A 19983-nucleotide genomic window follows, 5' to 3' on the forward strand; every position below is an offset into this window, starting at 1 on the left:
GCCCATGACGACGACGCTTTCCCGCTCTCCGCGACGTCGCACGGTGGTGGCCCTCTCGGTCGTGCTGATCGTGCTCATCGCCTTCGTCGTCCGACTGGTCGACATCCAGGTCGTGAACGCCCGCGAGCACGTGGACGAATCGCTGGCCATGGGCCTGCAGAACTCCCGCGTCGAGTACGCCTCGCGGGGATCCATCGTCGACGAGAACGGCGTCACGCTCGCGTCGAGCGTGCACCGCTACGACGTCCAGGTCGACCCGATGCTCGCCGCTCAGGGGCTCGTCTCCCGTGACGACGACGGCACGACCCGCGTCGAGGCCACATGGTCCGACCTGGCCGCGAAGATCGCCGACATCCTCGGTGAGGATCCCGCCACGGTCGAGAAGGTCGTGACGGATGCCGTGGCCGTCGACCCCGCCTCGCGCTACGCGATCATCGCGAAGGACGTCTCCACCGAGCAGTACCGAGGTCTCGCCGACCTCGGGCTGCCGTTCCTGGTGTTCCCCCCCAAGGCGGGTCGGGTGTACCCCGACGGGGCGGTCGGCGGCAACCTGCTCGGGTTCGTCGGCGGCGACGGACAGGCGCTCGCCGGGCTCGAACTCGCCGACGATTCCTGCCTTGCCTCCCAGGACGGCAAGGTCGTGTTCCAGCAGGGCCGCGACGGCGTCGTGCTGCCCGGAACCGAAGTGCAGACCGAGCCCGCCGTCGACGGCGGAACCCTCAAGCTCACGATCGACCGCGACCTGCAGTGGTACATGGGCCAGCTCATCGCCGAGCAGGTGCAGAACACCGGGGCGGTCCGCGGCGCGATCACCGTCGTCGAGGCCAAGACGGGCAAGGTCCGGGCCCTCGCCGAGTACCCGACCGTCGACCCCAACGACCCGACCGCGACTCCCGAGGACGAGCGCGGCAGCTGGACGTTCACCGATCCCGTCGAGCCGGGCTCGACGTTCAAGGCGCTCACCGCGGCGATCGGACTGGACAGCGGGTCGTTCGCCGAGGGGACCACCGTCACGGCATCCTCGAGCGAGACGCTCCGCGGCGGTGCCCGGGTCACCGACGCCTTCGCGCACGGCGCGAACAACTACACCCTGACGGGCGTGCTCATCGACTCTTCGAACGTCGGCATCTCCAAGTTCGCCGAGATGATCCCCGCCCAGACGCGCTTCGACTACCTGCAGAAGTTCGGCATCGGCTCGACCACGGCGATCGACTTCCCGGGCGAGTCCGCCGGCATCCTGCATCCCGTGGGCGACTGGGGCGACCAGACGTTCTACAACACCGCGTTCGGTCAGGGCCTCGCCGTGACGATCCCGCAGCTCGTCAGCGCCTACCAGACGATCGCGAACGGGGGAGTGCGCGTGCCGCTCTCGCTCGTGGAGAGCTGCACGGCCGCGGACGGCACCGTCACCGACGTGCCCTCGACCGAGGGCCAGCGCGTCGTGTCGGCCGACACCGCCACGAAGGTGTCGCAGATGCTCGAGAACGTCGCGACGCAGGGCACCCTCGCCTCGCAGGTGAGCATCCCCGGGTACCGCGTCGCGATCAAGACCGGTACCGGTGAGAAGACCGACCCCGCCACCGGTGCCTACAAGCCCGACGCCTACTTCACCACCATGATCGGCTTCGCGCCCGCCGACGACCCGCAGTACATCGTCTCGGTCAACCTCGACGAACCGCGGACGGTAAAGTCGTCTGCGGCCACGGCCCCCGCCTTCCAGAAGGCACTCACCCAGGTGCTCAAGAACTACCGGGTGATCCCGTCCGGAACCACTTCCCCCGAACTGCCCAAGTTCGGCTGACACGCCGGATGCCGGTCTCCTCCCGACACGGAAAGGGCGTCCGTACACAGCAATGATCTCCACCAGCCTCTCCCACATCGCCTCCGTGCTCGGCGGCCGCCTCGTGCTCCGCGGCGACGACACCCCCGAGACCACCGTCAGCGGACTTATCGACACCGATTCGCGGCTCATCGAACCCGGCGGGATCTTCGTCGCCAAGCCCGGCGAGACCACCGACGGCCACCTCTTCGTCCCCGCCGCGATCGAGCGGGGCGCGGTGCTGGCCCTGGTCGAACGCGAGCTCGACCAGCCGGTCAGCCAGGTCGTCGTGCCGGATGTCGTCGAGGCCCTGGGCGAGCTCGCCCGCGACGTCGTCGCGCGCGTGCGCGCCACCGGGAACCTCCGCATCGTCGGCATCACCGGCTCCAACGGCAAGACGACGACGAAGAACCTCCTCGCGCGCATCCTCGAGGACGAGGGCTCCACCGTCGCTCCGCGCGCCTCGTTCAACAACGAGGTCGGCGCGCCGTTGACGATGCTGCGCGTCACCGACGACACGCGCTTCCTCGTGAGCGAGTTCGGTGCGAGCGCTCCGGGCGCCATCGCCCGCCTCGCCGGTCTCGTCACCCCCGATATCGGGGTGGTGCTCATGGTGGGCATGGCGCACGCCGGCGGCTTCGGCGGGATCGAATCGACCTTCCACGCCAAGAGCGAACTCGTGCGCGCGACCCGCGAGGGCGGCCTCGCCGTGCTCAACGCGGATGATCCGCGCGTCGCCGCGATGGAGCCCCTCGCCCGCGAACGCGGCCAGGAGGTGCGCTGGTTCGGTCGGGGCGAGCGGGCTCAGGTGCGCGCCCTCGACGTCGAGGTCTCGGCATCCGGCACGCGCGCTCAGCTGGTCGTCGACGGCGAGGAGCACACCCTCGAGCTGCGGGTACTGGGCGAGCACCACGTCATGAACGCCCTCGCCGCGATCGCCGCCGCCACGGCGCTGGGCGTCACGGCGGAGGAAGCGATCGCGCGCCTGTCGACCGTCGAGCTCGCCGAGCGGTGGCGCATGCAGCCCCTCGGGTCCGAGCGCGTGCGCATCATCAACGACGCCTACAACGCCAGCCCCGACTCGATGTCCGCGGCTCTGCGCACGCTCGCCCAGATCACCGGACCCGATGAGCGCACGGTCGCGGTGCTCGGCGCGATGAGCGAGCTCGGCGAGTACGCCGACGAGGAGCACGACCGCGTCGGGCTGCTGGCGGTGCGCCTGCGCATTCAGCGGATCGTCGTCATCGGCCAGGATGCGCGCCGCATGTACCTCGAGGCGATCGCCCAGGGATCCTGGGACGGCGAGGCCGTCTTCTTCCCGGATGCCGACTCGGCCTACGACTATCTCCGGAACGAGCTCCGCGACGGCGATCGCGTGCTGGTGAAGTCCTCCAACTCCGCCGGGCTCCGGTTCCTCGGCGACCGTCTGGGAGAATCGTTCGCGTGAGATCACTTCTGACATCGGCGGGGATCTCTCTGGCCTTCACGCTCTTCCTCACTCCGGTGTTCCTGCGGGGCTTCCGGAAGTGGGGCTGGGGACAGGTCATCCGCACGCCCGAGAACGTGCACAACCCCTCGCACGGGGCCAAGCGTGGAACGCCCACGATGGGCGGCACGATCTTCATCCTCGGCACCATCATCGGCTACCTCATCGGGGCGTACGCGGGCAACAACCCGCCGACCGTGTCGGGCCTGCTGGTGCTGTGGCTCATGCTGGGCTTCGGAGTCGTCGGATTCATCGACGACTACATGAAGGTCCGGTTCCAGAACAGCCTGGGGCTCTCGGGGTGGCGCAAGATCGCCGGGCAGGTCATCGTCACCGTCCCGTTCGCGATCGTCGCCCTCAACTTCCCCAACGCCTTCGGGCAGACGCCCGCGTCGCAGTACGTCTCGATCTTCCGTGACATCCAGGTGCTCTCGCTCTTCGCGCTGGGTCCGATCGTCGGATGGCTGCTGTACCTGGCGTGGATCTCGCTCATCGGCACCGCGACATCCAATTCGGTCAACGTCGCCGACGGACTCGACGGCCTCGCCGCCGGCTCGGGCATCTTCGTCGTGGGCGCCTACAGCCTCATGGCCTTCTGGCAGAACAAGCAGATGTGCGCCGATGTGCTCGAACCCGCCGTCCAGGCCGGATGCTATGCCGTCCGCGACCCGTTCGACCTCGCGATCGTCTCGGCCTCGTTCGTCGGCGCGCTCGTCGGGTTCCTATGGTGGAACGCTCCCAAGGCGAGGGTCTTCATGGGCGACTGCGGCTCGATGGCGATCGGCGGCGTGATCGCCGCGATGGCGATCCTCACCCGCACCGAACTGCTGCTCGTCCTCATCGCCGGTGTGTACGTGATCGCCTCCGGATCGGTGATCCTCCAGCGCATCTACTTCAAGATCACGCGCGGGAAGCGGCTCTTCCTCATGAGTCCGCTGCACCACCACCTCGAGATGCGCGGGTGGCCCGAGGTGACGATCGTCGTGCGCATGTGGATCATCGCGGGCCTGCTGGCCGTGTCGGGCGTCGGCTTCTTCTACGTCGAATGGCTGGCCCGGGTATGAGCGCCGAGCGGGTGGCATCCCTGCACAGCTGGTACGCCGAGTGGCGGGGCCTGAAGGTCGCCGTGCTGGGCCTGTCGGTGACCGGTTTCTCCGCCGCCGACACGCTCGCGGAGCTCGGCGCTGACGTTCTCGTCGTCACCGAGAGGGCCGACCCGGAGTACGCGCGCCTGCTGCCCGTCATCGGTGCGGAACTGCACGTGGGTCCGCTGGACACCGTGCCGGACGCGCTCGCGGGCTTCGCTCCCGACGTCGTCCTCGCCTCGCCCGGCTTCCCCCCGTCGCACCCGCTCATCGTCTGGGCGCAGGAGAGCGGCATCCCTGTGTGGGGCGACGTCGAGCTGGCGTGGCGCGTGCGCGACAAGGTCGTGCGGCCCGACGGGCGTCCGGCGGACTGGGTCCTGATCACGGGGACCAACGGCAAGACCACGACCACGCGGTTGACGGCCGAGATGCTCGTCGCCGGTGGGCTGCGGGCGGTCCCGGTCGGCAACATCGGCACGCCCGTGCTCGACGCGATCCGCGACCCCGCGGGGTTCGACGTGCTCGTCGTGGAGCTCTCGAGCCATCAGCTCTGGTACCTCAACCTCCAGTCCGGGCCCGAGGCGCTGTCGCCGCACGCCGCGGTCTGCCTCAACCTCGCCGACGATCACCTCGAGTGGCACGGCAGCTTCGCGGCGTACCGCGACGCCAAGGCCGGCGTGTACGCCCGCACGCGCGTCGCCTGCGTCTACAACAAGGCCGACGTCGCCACCCGCGAGATGGTCGAAGAGGCCGAGGTCGTGGAAGGGGCGCGAGCCATCGGGTTCGACCTCGGCGTCCCGGGTCCGAGCGACCTCGGCGTCGTCGACGGCATCCTGGTCGACCGCGCATTCCTCGAGGAGCGTGCGACCTCGGCGCTCGAACTGACGACGGTCGCGGACCTCGCCGAGCAGGGGCTCTCCGCCCCGCACGTCGTGTCGAACATCCTCGCGGCGTCCGCGCTCGCCCGATCCCTGGGGGTGGCTCCCGCCGACATCCACGACGCCCTGGACCGCTTCCGGCTGGACCCCCACCGCATCCAGGTCGTCGCGGCGCATCGCGGTGTCACGTGGGTCGACGACTCCAAGGCGACGAACCCGCACGCCGCGGGGTCGTCGCTCGCGGCGTACCCCGGTGCGGTGTGGGTCGTCGGCGGGCTGCTGAAGGGCGTCGACGTCGCCGACCTCGTGCGGGCGCGCGGGGCGGGTACGCGCGCCGCGATCGTGATCGGCACGGAGCGGGGCGAGATCGTCGCCGCGTTCGAGCGACACGCGCCCGCGGTTCCGCTGTTCGAGGTGGACCACACCGAGACTGAAGACGTCATGGCACGGGTCGTCGAACTGGCGGCCGACGTGGCCCGGGACGGAGACACCGTGCTCCTGGCTCCCGCGGCGGCGTCGTTCGATCAGTTCGCCTCCTACTCCGACCGCGGCGAGCGTTTCGCTCGGGCGGTGCGGGAGTGGATCGCGGGCCAGGACGAGGGATCGGCCCGAACGTAGGACGAGGGGAACACCGCGTGACCACCACCGCACCCCCGCCCCGTCAGGCCCCCGAGGACGAACCCGCCCGCAGGGGACTGGCCGCCCGCGTCTCCCTCGGGAGGGCGTTCCAGCCGGTGCCCAGCGAGTTCCTGCTCATCGCCTCCGCGGCGCTGCTGCTCACCGGATTCGGACTGGTGATGGTGCTGTCCGCGACCTCCGCCCTCGACGGAGGTCAGAACCCTTTCGACCACGTCCTCAAGCAGGGCATCTTCGCCGTCGTCGGCATCCCGCTCATGTTCGTCCTCAGCCGCGCGCCGATGCAGTTCTGGAAACGCATCGCCTGGCCGACGCTGATCCTGGCCACGATGTTCCAGCTGCTGGTGTACGTCCCCGGGCTCGGCATCGCCTCGTACGGAAACCGCAACTGGGTGCAGATCGCCGGGTTCCAGTTCCAGCCGGCCGAGTTCCTCAAGCTGGCCCTGGCGTTGTGGATGGGCGCGGTGCTCTATCGCAAGCGCCGCCTGCTGACCTCGTGGAAGCACGTGTTCATCCCCGTCGTGCCCGTCGCGGTGCTCGTCATCGGCACCGTGCTCGGTGGGAAAGACCTCGGCACCGTGATGATCCTCGTGCTCGTGGTGCTGGGAGCGCTGTTCTTCGCGGGGATCAAGCTGCGCATGTTCATCGTCCCCGCGGTGCTGTCGGTCGTCGTGGTCCTCGCCTCCGCGTTCGGCAGCGAGAACCGCATGGCGCGCATCGCCAGCCTCTTCGACCCGGACGACGCCTCCTGCTACTACACGTCCTGCTACCAGTCGCTCCATGGCGTGTGGGGTCTGGCCAGCGGGGGAGTGCTGGGCCTGGGCCTGGGCAACTCGAAAGAGAAGTACGACTGGCTTCCCGCGGCCGCGAACGACTACATCTTCGCGATCATCGGCGAGGAGCTCGGGCTCATCGGATGCCTCGTCGTGCTGACCCTGTTCGCGTTGTTCGCCGTCGGCGCGTTCCACATCATCCGTCGCACCGACGACTCCTTCGTCCGGATCGTGGCCGGCGCGATCACGCTGTGGATCGTCGGCCAGGCTCTGGTGAACATCGGCGTGGTCCTGCGCATCTTCCCGGTGTTGGGCGTCCCCCTGCCGTTCATGTCGCAGGGCGGTACGTCGCTGCTGTCCGTGCTCATCGCGTGCGGTGTGCTGCTCTCGTGCGCCCGGACGCTGCCCGACCGCCGCGCGATGCCGACGCCCCCGGCGCGGACGCCCGCGCGGCGCCGCCGCTGAGTTCTGCGCCGCCGGTGCGGTGCGACCGGTGGCGTCCCGCTGGTTAGGGTCGAAGGGTGACGACCACGCTTCTGGCCGGCGGCGGTACCGCCGGCCATGTGAACCCCCTGCTCGCCGTGGCCGACGGACTCCGCGCCCGTGATCCCGACGGCGAGGTGCTCGTGCTCGGCACCCGCGAGGGGCTCGAGGCGCGCCTCGTCCCGTTGCGCGGGTACGAGCTCCTCTTCGTCGACAAGGTGCCGTTCCCGCGCCGCCCCGATCGCGCGGCCGCGGCGTTCCCCTCCCGCTTCCGTCGCGCCATCGCACAGGTGCGGCGCGTCATCCGCGAGCGCGGCGTCGACGCCGTCGTCGGATTCGGCGGGTACGCGTCGGCGCCGGCGTACGTGGCGGCGCGCTGGGAGCGCATCCCGTTCGTCGTGCACGAGGCCAACGCGCGCCCCGGGCTCGCGAACGTGCTGGGCGCCCGGGCGGCGGCCGGGGTGGGCGTGGCGTTCGAGGGGACGCCGTTGCGCGGCGCGCGCGTCGTCGGCATGCCGCTCCGCCGCGAGATCGTCGACCTCGACCGCGCTGCCCGGCGTGGCGAGGCGGCCGCGCACTTCGGACTGGATGCCACGGCCCCCACGCTCCTCGTCTTCGGCGGGTCGCTCGGGGCGCAGCGCCTGAACGAGGCGTTCGGCGGTGCGTGGCGCGATGTGCTCGACGCCGGCTGGCAGCTGCTGCACGTCACCGGCGAGAAGTCCGACCTCGCCGATCCGGGCGCGCCCGGCTACGCGCTCGTGCGCTACGTCGACCGCATGGATCTCGCGTTCGCCCTCGCGGATTTCATCGTGTCCCGTTCGGGCGCGGCCACGGTGAGCGAGATCAGTGCCCTCGGGATCCCCGCCGTCTACGTGCCGTACGCGGTCGGCAACGGCGAGCAGAGCCTGAACGCCGCGGCCGCCGTCCGGGCGGGCGCCGCACGCCTCATCCCCGACGCAGAGTTCACCGCCGACCGCGTCCGGGCCGAGATCGTCCCGCTCCTCCGCGACGGCGACGGGCGGGATGCCATGCGCGCCGCTGCGGCGCGGACGGGGACGCGCGCGGGCACCGAGAACGTCATCGCCCTCCTCGACGCCGCCCTCGCCCGCTGACCCTCGCCCGCCGGCCCCGCCGCATCCGGGACGCCGGCCGCGGAGGCCCTGACCCCCGGGCGCGCCGGGGCCGAGCCGTCGCCCACGCGACGTAGGATCGCAAGGTCATGATCAGACCCGACCTGAGCCTCCCCATCCCCGAGTCCATCACCTCCGCGCACTTCATCGGAGTGGGCGGCTCGGGCATGTCCGGCCTCGCGCGCATGTTCCTCGACCGCGGCATCCGGGTCTCCGGCTCCGACCGCGCCGACAGTGCGGCGTTGCGCGATCTCGCCGCCCGCGGCGCGACGGTCCACGTCGGTCACGACGCCGCCCACCTCGGCGACGCCGACACGGTCGTGCACACCGGCGCCATCTGGCCCGAGAACCCCGAGTTCGTCACGGCGAAGCAGCGCGGACTCCACGTCATCCACCGCTCGCAGGCGCTGCACTGGCTCATCGGCGGGCGTCGCCTCGTCTCGGTCGCGGGCGCGCACGGCAAGACCACCTCGACCGGCATGATCGTGACCGCGCTGCGCGCGCTCGACGCCGACCCGACGTTCGTCAACGGCGGGGTCATCGCCGACCTCGGCGCCTCCAGCGGCACCGGCTCCGACGAGCTGTTCGTCATCGAGGCCGACGAGTCCGACGGCACCTTCCTGCTGTACGACACCTCCGTGGCGCTCATCACGAACGTCGACCCCGACCACCTCGATCACTACGGCTCGCGCGAAGCCTTCGACGCCGCGTTCGCCCGCTTCGCCGACGCGGCCCGCGAAGCGGTCGTCATCTCGGCCGACGACGCCGGTGCTCGGGCGGTGCGCGAACGCATCACCCACCCGAACGTCGTCACCTTCGGCGAGGATGCCGCGGCCGACGTGCGGCTGACCGACGTCCGCACCGACGGGCCGGTGTCCTTCACGGTGTCCGCGGGCGAGGAGAGCGCCGACGTGCGTCTGCGGGTGCCCGGGGCGCACAACGCGGTGAACGCGGCCGGCGCGGTCGCCGTGCTCACCGTGCTCGGCTACGGTCTCGCGGACGCCGCGAAGGCCGTGGAGGGGTTCGGCGGCACCGTCCGCCGCTTCGAACTGCACGGTGTCCAGCGCGGGGTGAGCGTCTACGACGACTACGCCCACCATCCCACCGAGGTCGCGGCGGCCCTCTCCGCGGCGCGGACGGTCGTCGGTGACGGGCGCATCATCGCGATCCAGCAGCCGCACACGTACTCCCGCACGCAGGAGATGTACCGCGAGTTCGCCGAGGTGCTCGAGTCCCTCGCGGACCACACGGTCATGCTCGACGTGTACGGCGCGCGCGAAGACCCCGTGCCGGGCGTGACGGGGGAGCTCGTCAGCGGCGCGTTCGCCGATCCCGCGCACGTGCACTACGTGCCCGACTGGCAGAGCGCCGCGGAGTACACCGCGGCCATCGCCCGACCCGGCGACTACGTCATCACCCTCGGGTGCGGCAACGTGTACCAGATCATCCCGCAGGTGCTCGAGGCGCTTTCCCGCACCGAGGCCGCGGCGGTCTGAGCCGTGCGCCGGCCCTCGCCCCTGCCCCCGAACCCCGGGTCGTCGTCGGGCGCTCCCCGCGATCCCGAGCCTTCGGCGCCGGCCGGTCGTGAGACGCGTGAGGCGGAGGTCGTCGCGCTGCCCCTGCCGCCCGCGGGCGGCGAGTCCGAGCCGGATGCCGGGGAGCTGGGGCTCCGCGACGTGTGGCGCGCGTCGCGTGCGCGTCGTCGCGCGCTGCGCGCGGAGGTCCGCCGCTTCACCGTGCGCCAGCGCCGCCGTCGTCGGGTGTGGATCGGCGTCGGCATCGCCTTCGTGGTGATGGTCCTGGGGACCGCGGGCGCCGCCTACAGCCCGCTCTTCGCGGTCGAACGGGTCGACGTCGTGGGCACGTCCCAGTTGGATGCCGCGACGGTCGCGGACGCTCTGAGCAGTCAGGTCGGTACGCCGCTGGCGATGGTGGACGACAGCGCCGTGAAGGCGGCGCTGGTGCGCTTCCCGCTCGTGGAGTCGTACACCCTCGAGGCGCGACCACCCCACGATCTCGTCGTCCGGATCGTCGAGCGCACCCCCGTCGGAGTCGTTCAGACGCCCGCGGGCTACACCCTCGTGGATGCCGCCGGGGTCGTGCTGTCGACCACTCCGACCGCGCCGGACGGCCAGCCGGTGATCGATGCGGCGGGCGGGACGGATGCGGAGCCGTTCCACGCCGTCGGACGCGTCATGCGCGCTCTGCCCGACGGCATCCGTTCGCAGGTGACGGCGGTGTCCGCGACCACCCCCGACGATGTGACGCTGACCCTCGGAGCCACGGGCACGAAGGTCGTGTGGGGGAGCGCCGACCGCTCCGCCGAGAAGGCGCGCGTGCTCGACCTGCTGATGCAGAAGAGCCCGCCCGATCGCACCAAGGAGTACGACGTCACGTCTCCCGAGGCGGGCGTGCTCCGCTGATCCGCGGCGCGATAATCCGACACGCCGCGTGTCGGGCGGGTTGGGCCGGTGCGTCCGCCTACCTTCGAGCTAAGGAATTGCATACCGGGCAATTCTTTAACCCTCAACATGAGGTTTAGAGTTTCAGGTTCGGGGATAACGGAGGCCGGCATGAGCCAGAACCAGAACTACCTCGCCGTCATCAAGGTCGTCGGTGTGGGCGGAGGCGGCGTCAACGCCGTCAACCGCATGATCGAGCTCGGCCTGCGCGGCGTGGAGTTCATCGCGATCAACACCGATGCGCAGGCGCTGCTGATGAGCGACGCCGACGTCAAGCTCGACGTCGGCCGCGAGCTCACGCGGGGCCTCGGCGCCGGTGCGGATCCCGAGGTCGGCCGCCGCGCGGCCGAGGACCACGCCGAGGAGATCGAGGAGGCGCTGCGCGGCGCTGACATGGTCTTCGTGACCGCGGGCGAGGGCGGCGGAACCGGCACGGGCGGCGCGCCCGTCGTGGCGAAGATCGCCAAGTCGATCGGCGCCCTGACCATCGGTGTCGTCACCAAGCCGTTCTCGTTCGAGGGCCGACGCCGGCAGAGCCAGGCCGAGGCCGGTGTCGGGCGTCTGAAGGAAGAGGTCGACACCCTCATCGTGGTGCCGAACGACCGCCTGCTGGAGATCAGCGACCGCGGCATCTCGATGATCGAGGCCTTCGCCACGGCCGACCAGGTGCTCCTGGCCGGTGTGCAGGGCATCACCGACCTCATCACCACCCCCGGTCTCATCAACCTCGACTTCGCCGACGTCAAGTCGGTCATGCAGGGCGCGGGCTCCGCGCTCATGGGCATCGGCTCGGCGCGCGGCGCCGACCGGGCGATCAAGGCCGCGGAGCTCGCCGTCGAGTCGCCGCTCCTCGAAGCCTCCATCGAGGGAGCGCACGGTGTCCTGCTGTCGATCCAGGGCGGATCGAACCTCGGCATCTTCGAGATCAACGACGCCGCCCAGCTGGTGAAGGAGGCCGCGCACCCCGAGGCCAACATCATCTTCGGAACGGTCATCGACGACACGCTCGGCGACGAGGTGCGTGTCACGGTCATCGCGGCCGGTTTCGACGGTGGCGAGCCGTCGCTGCGCATCGATCCCGTCGGCGCCCAGCGTCCCGTCGCCGCACCGGCCGTCCCGGCGATCCCCGCCGACGACGTCGCGCGCGACCTCGACGCCGCCGAGGAGCAGAAGGCCCAGGCCCCCGAGCGCAAGCCCGAGCCGGCCCCCGTGGCCGCACGCGTGCCCGACACGTCGTACGACTCCGGCTTCGCGGACGACGACCTGGACGTGCCCGACTTCCTCAAGTGAGCACGAACGGCTGACGCAGCGGGTCCGGTCTCCACCGGGCCCGCTGCGTCGTCGAAGGAGTACCCATGGACACCGCCCTCGCCGACCGCCTGGCATCCGTCGACGCGCGCATCGTCGACGCGGCCCGAGACGCCGGTCGCGATCCCGCCGAGATCACGCGCATCGTCGTCACCAAGTTCCATCCGGCGTCGCTCATCACCGACCTGTACGCCCTGGGCGTGCGCGACATCGGCGAGAACCGCCAGCAGGAGCTGACGGCCAAACACCGCGAACTCGGGGCCCTCGAGGGTCTCCGCTGGCATTTCATCGGCCAGGCTCAGACCAACAAGGCCCGTGCCGTCCGCGCCGCCGCCGACGTGGTCCACTCCGTCGACCGGCCGCGCATCGCGGACGCCCTGGATGCCGCCGGCGACGGCGCCGTCCTCGACGTGCTGCTGCAGGTGAATCTGACGGACGATCCCGGCCGCGGCGGTGTCGTTCCCGCCGAGGCGGAGGCCCTGGCCGCCCACGTCGCCTCGCTCGGAACGCTCCGGCTCCGTGGTGTCATGGCGGTCGCGCCGCTGGACGAGGAACCCGCGCCGGCGTTCGCGCGGCTCCGCGCCTGCGCGGACGAGGTCCGGCGTGTCGTCCCCGACGCGACGTGGATCTCCGCCGGGATGACGGGGGATTTCCCGGAAGCCGTCGCGATGGGCGCGACACACCTGCGGATCGGCTCCGCAATCACGGGTCCGCGCCCCGCGCGCGACTAGCCTCGAAACAGACGAGCGAACGGAGGATGCGATGTCGAACCCGCTCAAGAAGACGATGGTGTACCTGGGCCTCGCCGACGAGGAGGAGACCTATGAGGAGACCGCTCCGCAGCCGGTCGCGCGCAAGCAGCCCGCGGCTGTCGAGAAGGCCGCTCCGGTGACGCCGCTCCACCGCCCGGCCGTGGTGCGTCAGCCCGCCGCCGGCCCGGTGAGCGAGATCCTCACCGTGCACCCCAAGCAGTACCGCGACGCGCAGACGATCGCCGAGAACTTCCGCGAGGGGATCCCGGTCATCATCAACCTGTCGCAGATGAGCGATGCCGACGCGCGTCGCCTGATCGATTTCGCGAGCGGCCTGTCGCTCGGTCTGTACGGACGCATCGAGCGGGTCACGAGCAAGGTCTTCCTGCTCTCGCCCGAGAACATCGCCGTGTCCGGCGACGGTGCGATCGCGCAGGCCGACCCCGAGGCCGCGCCCTTCGCGTCCCAGTAATCGATCGTGGCCGTCCTGAGCCTGGTCGGCTCCATCCTCAGCGCGCTCCTGTTCATCTACATCGTTCTGCTGCTGGCGCGTCTCGTGCTGGAGTACATCCCGATGTTCAACCGTGAATGGCGTCCCCGCGGCGCCATGCTGGTGGTGGCCGAGATCGTCTACACCGTCACCGACCCGCCGATCCGACTCCTTCGGCGTGTGATCCCTCCGCTTCGCATCGGCGGGATCGCGATCGATTTCGCGTTCGCGATCACGATGTTCGCTTGCTTCCTGCTGCTCAGCGTCACGCGGTCGCTCGCGGCACTCTGACCCCTGCACAGCCGTCGCCCTTCGACACTGGAGAAGGGCGACGGCTATGCTGTTCCGAAGCGGTGTGCCCCGGTGCGACACCCCCCAGTTCCGATTCAGAGCTCTCGAAAGAGGAAACACCATGGCACTGACCCCCGATGACGTCGTCACCAAGCAGTTCCAGCACGTGCGCTTCAAGGAGGGCTTCGACCCCGACGAGGTCGACGACTTCCTCGACGAGATCGTCGTCGAATGGCGCAAGACGATCGCTGAGAACGAAGAGCTGAAGGCCAAGCTCGCGGCGTTCGAGTCCGGTGAGGCAGCCCCCGCGGCTCCCGCCGCCGAGGCGCCCCAGGCCGAGGAGCCCGTCGTCACCGAGGTGCCGGCCCCCGCTCCGGCCGCGGCTCCCGCCGCCGAGTCCGACGCGGCACCCGCCGCCCAGAGCGCCGGAATCATCGAGCTGGCCCAGCGTCTGCACGACGAGCACGTCGCCGAGGGCAAGGCCCAGCGCGACCAGCTCATCTCCGAGGCTCAGGCCCAGGCGGCATCCATCGTCGCCGAGGCCGAGAAGCAGGGCCGCGAAGAGCGCGCCCGCCTCGAGAAGGAGCGCACCACGCTCGAGGGTCGCATCACCGAGCTCCGCAACTTCGAGCGCGACTACCGCTCGCAGCTGCGTTCCTACATCGAGGGTCAGCTCCGCGACCTCGACACGGCCGGTTCGTCGTCGGGCTCCACGCCCGTGTCGGCGATCGGTCTGTAGGCCGACTCTTTGCGCAGTCGATCTCCTCTGCGTTCGGCGGCGGCCGGCGCCCTCGTCGCGATTCTCGCGGCGGTGGTGCTGGCCGCCGACCAGTTGGCGAAGACGATCGCCATCGACAATCTCCCCCCGGAGCGTGTCGTGCCGGTGATCGGCGAAGCGCTGCAGTTCTACCTGGTTCGAAACCCGGGGGCGGCGTTCTCCCTCGGTGAGAGCGTGACCTGGATCTTCACGATCGCGCTCGCGGTCGTCGCGGTCATCATCGTCTTCCTCGCCGTGACGCGCGTGCGGTCCCGTCTGTGGGCGATCGTGCTCGGGTTGCTGCTCGGCGGTGTCCTCGGAAACCTCACCGACCGCCTCCTGCGCGAGCCCGGGTTCCCCGTCGGCCACGTGGTCGACTTCATCTCGACGCCGTGGATGATGCCCGCGATCTACAACGTCGCCGACGTGTTCATCGTGTCGATGATGATCTCCGTCGCGCTGCTGGTGCTGTTCGGTCTCCGCCTGGATGGCACCCGCGAGACCCGCGCATCGCGCGCGTCCGCCGCCGCATCCGACGACGCGGTCGAGACGTCCGGCGAATCCGGCGTCCGCTGACATGGACTCGCGGAGTCTTCCCGTCCCGGACGGGCTCGAGGGGGCGCGCGTCGACCAGGCCCTCGCCAAGATGCTGGGCTTCTCGCGCACGTTCGCGGCCGAGGTGGCCGACGCCGGCGGAGTGACCGTCGACGGGCGCACGGTCGGTCGATCCGATCGGTTGCGCGCGGGCACGTGGCTGAGCGTCGAGTGGGAGCCCAAGCGCGACCCGGAAGTGGTCCCCGTCGCCGTGCCGGACCTCGGCATCGTGTGGGACGACGACGACATCGTCGTCGTCGACAAGCCGTCCGGGGTCGCCGCGCATCCGTCGGTGGGGTGGGAGGGGCCGACCGTCCTCGGTGCATTGGCCGCCGCGGGATTCCGGATCGCCACGAGCGGTGCCGCCGAGCGGCGGGGAATCGTCCACCGCCTCGACGTGGGCACGAGCGGTCTCATGGTCGTGGCCAAGACCGAGCGGGCCTACACGGTGTTGAAGGCGGCCTTCAAGGACCGGACCGTCGACAAGATCTACCACGCCGTCGTCCAGGGGCACCCCGATCCGCTCGCCGGAACGATCGACGCCCCGATCGGGCGGCATCCGCATCATTCGTGGAAGTTCGCCGTGACCCCCGACGGCAAGGACTCCGTCACCCACTACGAGACCCTCGAGGCGTTCCCGCGGGCGTCGTTGCTGGAGATCCACCTCGAGACGGGACGGACGCACCAGATCCGCGTCCACATGGCTGCTCACCGGCATCCGTGCGCGGGCGACCCGCTGTACGGTGCCGATCCCACGCTGTCGGCCCGGCTCGGTCTCACGCGCCAGTGGCTGCACGCCCACCGGCTCGCCTTCGCCCACCCGGCGACGGGGGAGTGGGCGAGCTTCGAGTCGCCCTACCCGGCCGATCTGCAGCACGCCCTCGACGTGCTGCGCGACGGCGCCTGAGGCGACGGGTCAGCGGCCGCCCTCGAACCTGGCCGGTCCGGGCGTGAGCGCCGCGCGCACGCGCGCCGCCATCTCGGCATCCAGTATCCGGTCGATCTCCGCGACGGGATGCCACCCGACCTCGGTCATCTCGCCGTCCACGGGCTCGGGCTCGCCGTCGACCCAGGTGCACGCGAACGTCAGGTCGAGGTAGTCGCTCCGGTCGCCGTTGGCGTAGGTGACGCGGGGGATCTGATGCACCCAGGCGAGCCGCTCGACACGGATGCGGACACCCGCCTCCTCCTCGGCCTCGCGGACCGCGGCGTCGGCGGGTTCCTCGCCGGGATCGACGATGCCGGTGACGGGCGTGAGCCGGCCCGTGTCGCTGCGGCGGCCCAGGAGGAGCTCGTCCCCCCGGACGACGACGGCGGTCACTCCCACCAGCGGCAGGGGCATCGTGCCGACGTGGCGGCGCAGTTCCAGGACGAAGTCGGGAGTGGGCACGCGCCCACGCTAACCCAGGCCGATGTCGGGGGAGGAACGTACACTCGACGGGTGGCAGCAGACTCCTTCGTTCACCTTCACGTGCACAGCGAGTACTCCATGCTCGATGGGGCCGCGCGCATCGGACCCATGGTGCAGGAGGCCGTGAAACTGGGCATGCCGGCGATCGCGGTGACCGATCACGGCAACACCTTCGCCGCCTACGAGTTCTACAAGACGGCGAAGGATGCCGGTATCAAGCCGATCATCGGCATCGAGGCCTACGTGACTCCCGGCACCCATCGCTCCGACAAGTCGCGCGTGCGGTGGGGGACGCCCGAGCAGCAGAGCGACGACGTATCCGGTTCCGGCGCGTACACGCACATGACGCTGCTGTCCGAGACCACCGAGGGCATGCACAACCTGTTCCGGCTGTCGTCGCGGTCGAGCATGGAGGGCTACTACTTCAAGCCCCGCATGGACCGCGAGCTGCTGCAGACGTACAGCAAGGGCCTCATCGCGACGACCGGGTGTCCCTCGGGCGAGGTCCAGACGCGCCTGCGCCTGGGGCAGTACGACGCGGCCAAGGCGGCCGCCGCCGAGTTCCAGGACATCTTCGGCAAAGACAACTATTTCGCCGAGATCATGGACCACGGTCTGTCGATCGAGCGCCGCATCATGTCGGATCTGCTGCGGCTCGCCAAAGAGCTCGACATCCCGCTCCTGGGCACGAACGACCTCCACTACACGCACCAGCACGACGCCACGAGTCATGCGGCTCTGCTGTGCGTGCAGTCCGGCTCGACGCTCGACGACCCCAAGCGCTTCAAGTTCGACGGCGACGGCTACTACGTCAAGTCCGCCGCCGAGATGCGGCAGGTGTTCCGCGACAACCCCGAAGCGTGCGACAACACGCTGCTGATCGCCGAGCGATGCGACGTCGAGTTCAACACCTCGGCCAACTACATGCCCCGCTTCCCGGTCCCCGACGGCGAGACCGAAGACAGCTGGATGATCAAGGAGGTCGAGACCGGGCTCCACGACCGGTACCCGGGCGGCATCCCCGACGAGGTTCGCAAGCAGGCCGAGTACGAGACCGGCGTCATCCTCCAGATGGGGTTCCCGGGATACTTCCTCGTCGTCGCCGACTTCATCAACTGGGCCAAGGACCACGGCATCCGCGTGGGACCGGGCCGCGGTTCGGGCGCCGGCTCGATGGTCGCGTACGCGATGAAGATCACCGACCTCGACCCGCTGCAGCACGGCCTCATCTTCGAGCGATTCCTGAACCCCGACCGCGTGTCGATGCCCGACTTCGACGTCGACTTCGACGACCGTCGTCGCGGCGAGGTCATCCAGTACGTGACCGAGAAGTACGGCGACGAACGCGTCGCGCAGATCGTCACATACGGCACGATCAAGGCCAAGCAGGCGCTCAAGGACGCGGGCCGCGTCCTGGGGTTCCCGTTCAGCATGGGCGACAAGCTCACCAAGGCCATGCCGCCCGCGGTGATGGGCAAGGACATGCCGCTGGACGGCATGTTCAACCCCGAGCACCCGCGGTACAAGGAGGCGAGCGAGTTCCGCACGCTGATCGAGACCGACCCCGAGGCCAAGACGGTGTTCGACACCGCCCTGGGACTCGAGAACCTCAAGCGCCAGTGGGGTGTGCACGCCGCCGGCGTCATCATGTCGAGCGAGCCTCTGATCGACATCATCCCGATCATGCGCCGCGAGCAGGACGGCCAGATCGTCACGCAGTTCGACTACCCCGCGTGCGAGTCCCTCGGGCTCATCAAGATGGACTTCCTGGGGCTGCGCAACCTCACGATCATCAACGACGCGCTCGACAACATCGAGGCGAACCGCGGACACCCCCTCGTGCTGGAAGACCTCGACCTCGACGACGCGGCATCCTACGAACTCCTCGCGCGCGGCGACACGCTCGGCGTCTTCCAGCTCGACGGCGGACCCATGCGGTCGCTGCTGCGCCTCATGCGCCCCGACAACTTCGAGGACATCTCGGCGGTCCTGGCGCTCTACCGTCCCGGCCCGATGGGCGTGAACTCGCACATCAACTACGCGCTGCGCAAGAACAAGCAGCAGGAGATCGAGCCGATCCACCCCGAGCTGGAAGAGCCGCTCGCCGACATCCTGGACACCACGTACGGCCTGATCGTCTACCAGGAGCAGGTCATGGCCGTGGCCCAGCGGGTCGCCGGCTACACCCTCGGTCAAGCCGACCTCCTCCGGCGCGCGATGGGCAAGAAGAAGAAGAGCGAGCTCGATAAGCAGAAAGAGATCTTCTTCGGCGGCATGACCGAGCGCGGCTTCGGCGACGTGGCGCAGCAGACGCTGTGGAAGGTGCTCGAGTCGTTCGCCGACTACGCCTTCAACAAGGCACACACCGCCGCCTACGGTCTGGTGTCGTACTGGACGGCGTATCTGAAGGCCCACTATCCCGCCGAGTACATGGCCGCCCTGCTCACGAGCGTCGGCGATTCCAAGGACAAGATGGCGGTGTACCTCAACGAGTGCCGCCGCATGGGCATCAAGGTGCTCCCGCCCGATGTGAACGAATCGATCCGGTTCTTCGCTGCCGTCGGCGAAGACATCCGCTTCGGTCTGGGCGCCGTCCGCAACGTCGGCACCAACGTCGTCGACGGGATCGTCGCGGCGCGTCAGGATGCCAAGTACACCTCGTTCCACGACTTCCTGTCCAAGGTGCCGCTGCACGTGGCCAACAAGCGCACGGTGGAATCCCTCATCAAGGCGGGGGCGTTCGACTCGCTCGGGTCCACGCGCCGCGCGCTCGTCGAGATCCACGAGGACGCCTGCGAAGGGGCCGTGCTCGACAAGCGCCGCGAGGCGAACGGCGAGGTGGGCTTCGATTTCGACTCGCTGTGGGACGAGCCGCAGCAGGACGCGAAGGTCCCCGAACGTCCGGAGTGGACCAAGAAGGACAAGCTGGCGTTCGAGCGGGAGATGTTGGGGCTCTACGTCTCGGACCACCCGCTGGCCGGGCTCGAGGTGCCCCTCGCCAAGCACGCGTCGACGTCGATCCATGACCTGCTCGCCTCCGACGACGTGCAGGACGGTGACCAGGTCACCGTCGCGGGTCTGCTCACCAGCGTCCAGCACCGCGTCGCGAAGCAGAGCGGCAACCCCTATGGCATGGTCACCGTAGAGGACTTCAACGGCGAGGTGACCGTGATGTTCATGGGCAAGACCTACGCCGAGTTCGCTCCCGTGCTGCAGGCGGACTCGATTCTCGTCGTCCGCGGCCGCGTGTCGCGTCGCGACGACGGTCTGAACCTCCACGCGCAGTCGGCGTTCGTCCCCGACCTCGAGGGCTTCGACGCGATGAGCGGTCTTACACTGGTCGTCCCCGAGCAGCGGGCGAACGAAACGCTCGTCGGCGAACTCGCCCAGATGCTGCGTCGGCACGCCGGCGACACGGAGGTGACTCTCAAGCTCCACAAAGGTGGCACCGCCAAGGTCTTCGAGGTGCCCATGCCGGTGCGGGTGACCGCTGATCTCTTCGGAGAGCTCAAGGGCCTGCTCGGCCCGAACTGCCTGGGCTGACGCCCCGGCCGTGCTGTCAACCCGGGGTCCTCCCCGGGACGACGCGGCCAGTCTCACAGTGACGACGGGTGCCGAGGCACCCGAA

The 19983-nt window shown here is 69.9% G+C and carries 17 protein-coding genes; 16 read left to right on the forward strand and 1 reads right to left on the reverse strand.

The features are described 5' to 3' along the window. Nucleotides 1-4: 4 nt before the first annotated feature. The 15 genes from P8R59_RS13015 (at nucleotide 5) to P8R59_RS13085 (ending at nucleotide 15851) form a co-directional block, all read left to right on the forward strand. Nucleotides 5-1801: a peptidoglycan D,D-transpeptidase FtsI family protein gene (locus P8R59_RS13015; protein WP_278101414.1), complete on the forward strand. Its 1797-nt coding sequence runs from the start codon at nucleotides 5-7 to the stop codon at nucleotides 1799-1801. Nucleotides 1802-1853: 52 nt separating this feature from the next. Continuing rightward, nucleotides 1854-3266, forward strand: coding sequence for a UDP-N-acetylmuramoyl-tripeptide--D-alanyl-D-alanine ligase (locus tag P8R59_RS13020; RefSeq protein ID WP_278101415.1), 1413 nt, complete (start codon nucleotides 1854-1856; stop codon nucleotides 3264-3266). Further along, nucleotides 3263-4369 carry a phospho-N-acetylmuramoyl-pentapeptide-transferase gene (gene mraY, locus P8R59_RS13025; RefSeq protein ID WP_278101416.1) on the forward strand — a complete coding sequence of 369 codons (1107 nt, stop codon included), beginning with the start codon at nucleotides 3263-3265 and terminating at the stop codon, nucleotides 4367-4369. The genes P8R59_RS13020 and mraY overlap by 4 nt, the downstream gene beginning before the upstream one ends. Then, nucleotides 4366-5886, forward strand: coding sequence for a UDP-N-acetylmuramoyl-L-alanine--D-glutamate ligase (gene murD, locus P8R59_RS13030; RefSeq protein ID WP_278101417.1), 1521 nt, complete (start codon nucleotides 4366-4368; stop codon nucleotides 5884-5886). Before mraY ends, murD begins: the two co-directional genes overlap by 4 nt. Nucleotides 5887-5903: 17 nt before the next feature. Further along, complete coding sequence (gene ftsW, locus P8R59_RS13035) at nucleotides 5904-7142, forward strand: putative lipid II flippase FtsW (protein WP_077049888.1); 1239 nt, start codon at nucleotides 5904-5906, stop codon at nucleotides 7140-7142. A gap of 56 nt (nucleotides 7143-7198) precedes the next feature. Then, nucleotides 7199-8272 (forward strand): UDP-N-acetylglucosamine--N-acetylmuramyl-(pentapeptide) pyrophosphoryl-undecaprenol N-acetylglucosamine transferase, encoded by a 1074-nt coding sequence (locus P8R59_RS13040; protein WP_278101418.1) that lies wholly within the window; start codon nucleotides 7199-7201, stop codon nucleotides 8270-8272. A gap of 107 nt (nucleotides 8273-8379) precedes the next feature. After that, nucleotides 8380-9786, forward strand: coding sequence for a UDP-N-acetylmuramate--L-alanine ligase (murC, locus tag P8R59_RS13045; protein ID WP_278101419.1), 1407 nt, complete (start codon nucleotides 8380-8382; stop codon nucleotides 9784-9786). 3 nt (nucleotides 9787-9789) lie between these two features. Continuing rightward, a complete protein-coding gene (locus P8R59_RS13050; RefSeq protein WP_278101420.1) occupies nucleotides 9790-10713 on the forward strand; it encodes an FtsQ-type POTRA domain-containing protein in 924 nt (307 codons plus the stop codon). A 150-nt stretch (nucleotides 10714-10863) separates the two neighbouring features. Further along, nucleotides 10864-12042, forward strand: a complete 1179-nt coding sequence (gene ftsZ, locus P8R59_RS13055) for a cell division protein FtsZ (RefSeq protein WP_077049892.1) — start codon at nucleotides 10864-10866, stop codon at nucleotides 12040-12042. Between the two features lie 65 nt (nucleotides 12043-12107). After that, on the forward strand, nucleotides 12108-12791 hold the full coding sequence (locus P8R59_RS13060) for a YggS family pyridoxal phosphate-dependent enzyme (protein ID WP_278101421.1): 684 nt from the start codon (nucleotides 12108-12110) through the stop codon (nucleotides 12789-12791). Nucleotides 12792-12822: 31 nt separating this feature from the next. Next, the gene (locus P8R59_RS13065; protein ID WP_077049894.1) at nucleotides 12823-13284 is read left to right on the forward strand and encodes a cell division protein SepF; all 462 of its coding nucleotides are present in this window, start codon (nucleotides 12823-12825) and stop codon (nucleotides 13282-13284) included. 6 nt (nucleotides 13285-13290) lie between these two features. After that, nucleotides 13291-13593 carry a YggT family protein gene (locus tag P8R59_RS13070; protein WP_022877736.1) on the forward strand — a complete coding sequence of 101 codons (303 nt, stop codon included), beginning with the start codon at nucleotides 13291-13293 and terminating at the stop codon, nucleotides 13591-13593. A gap of 121 nt (nucleotides 13594-13714) precedes the next feature. Beyond that, nucleotides 13715-14332 (forward strand): DivIVA domain-containing protein, encoded by a 618-nt coding sequence (locus P8R59_RS13075; protein ID WP_077049895.1) that lies wholly within the window; start codon nucleotides 13715-13717, stop codon nucleotides 14330-14332. 9 nt (nucleotides 14333-14341) lie between these two features. Beyond that, a complete protein-coding gene (gene lspA / locus P8R59_RS13080) occupies nucleotides 14342-14926 on the forward strand; it encodes a signal peptidase II (RefSeq protein WP_278101422.1) in 585 nt (194 codons plus the stop codon). A 1-nt stretch (nucleotide 14927) separates the two neighbouring features. Continuing rightward, nucleotides 14928-15851 carry an RluA family pseudouridine synthase gene (locus tag P8R59_RS13085; protein ID WP_278101423.1) on the forward strand — a complete coding sequence of 308 codons (924 nt, stop codon included), beginning with the start codon at nucleotides 14928-14930 and terminating at the stop codon, nucleotides 15849-15851. A 9-nt stretch (nucleotides 15852-15860) separates the two neighbouring features. On the opposite strand, the gene P8R59_RS13090 is transcribed toward P8R59_RS13085, so the two are convergent. After that, on the reverse strand, nucleotides 15861-16334 hold the full coding sequence (locus tag P8R59_RS13090) for an NUDIX domain-containing protein (protein ID WP_278101424.1): 474 nt from the start codon (nucleotides 16332-16334) through the stop codon (nucleotides 15861-15863). A 99-nt stretch (nucleotides 16335-16433) separates the two neighbouring features. Between P8R59_RS13090 and dnaE the strand changes: the two genes are divergently transcribed. Further along, on the forward strand, nucleotides 16434-19898 hold the full coding sequence (gene dnaE, locus P8R59_RS13095) for a DNA polymerase III subunit alpha (RefSeq protein ID WP_391519810.1): 3465 nt from the start codon (nucleotides 16434-16436) through the stop codon (nucleotides 19896-19898). Nucleotides 19899-19983: the final 85 nt, after the last annotated feature.

Source organism: Microbacterium proteolyticum, from assembly GCF_029639405.1.
Lineage (GTDB): Bacteria > Actinomycetota > Actinomycetes > Actinomycetales > Microbacteriaceae > Microbacterium.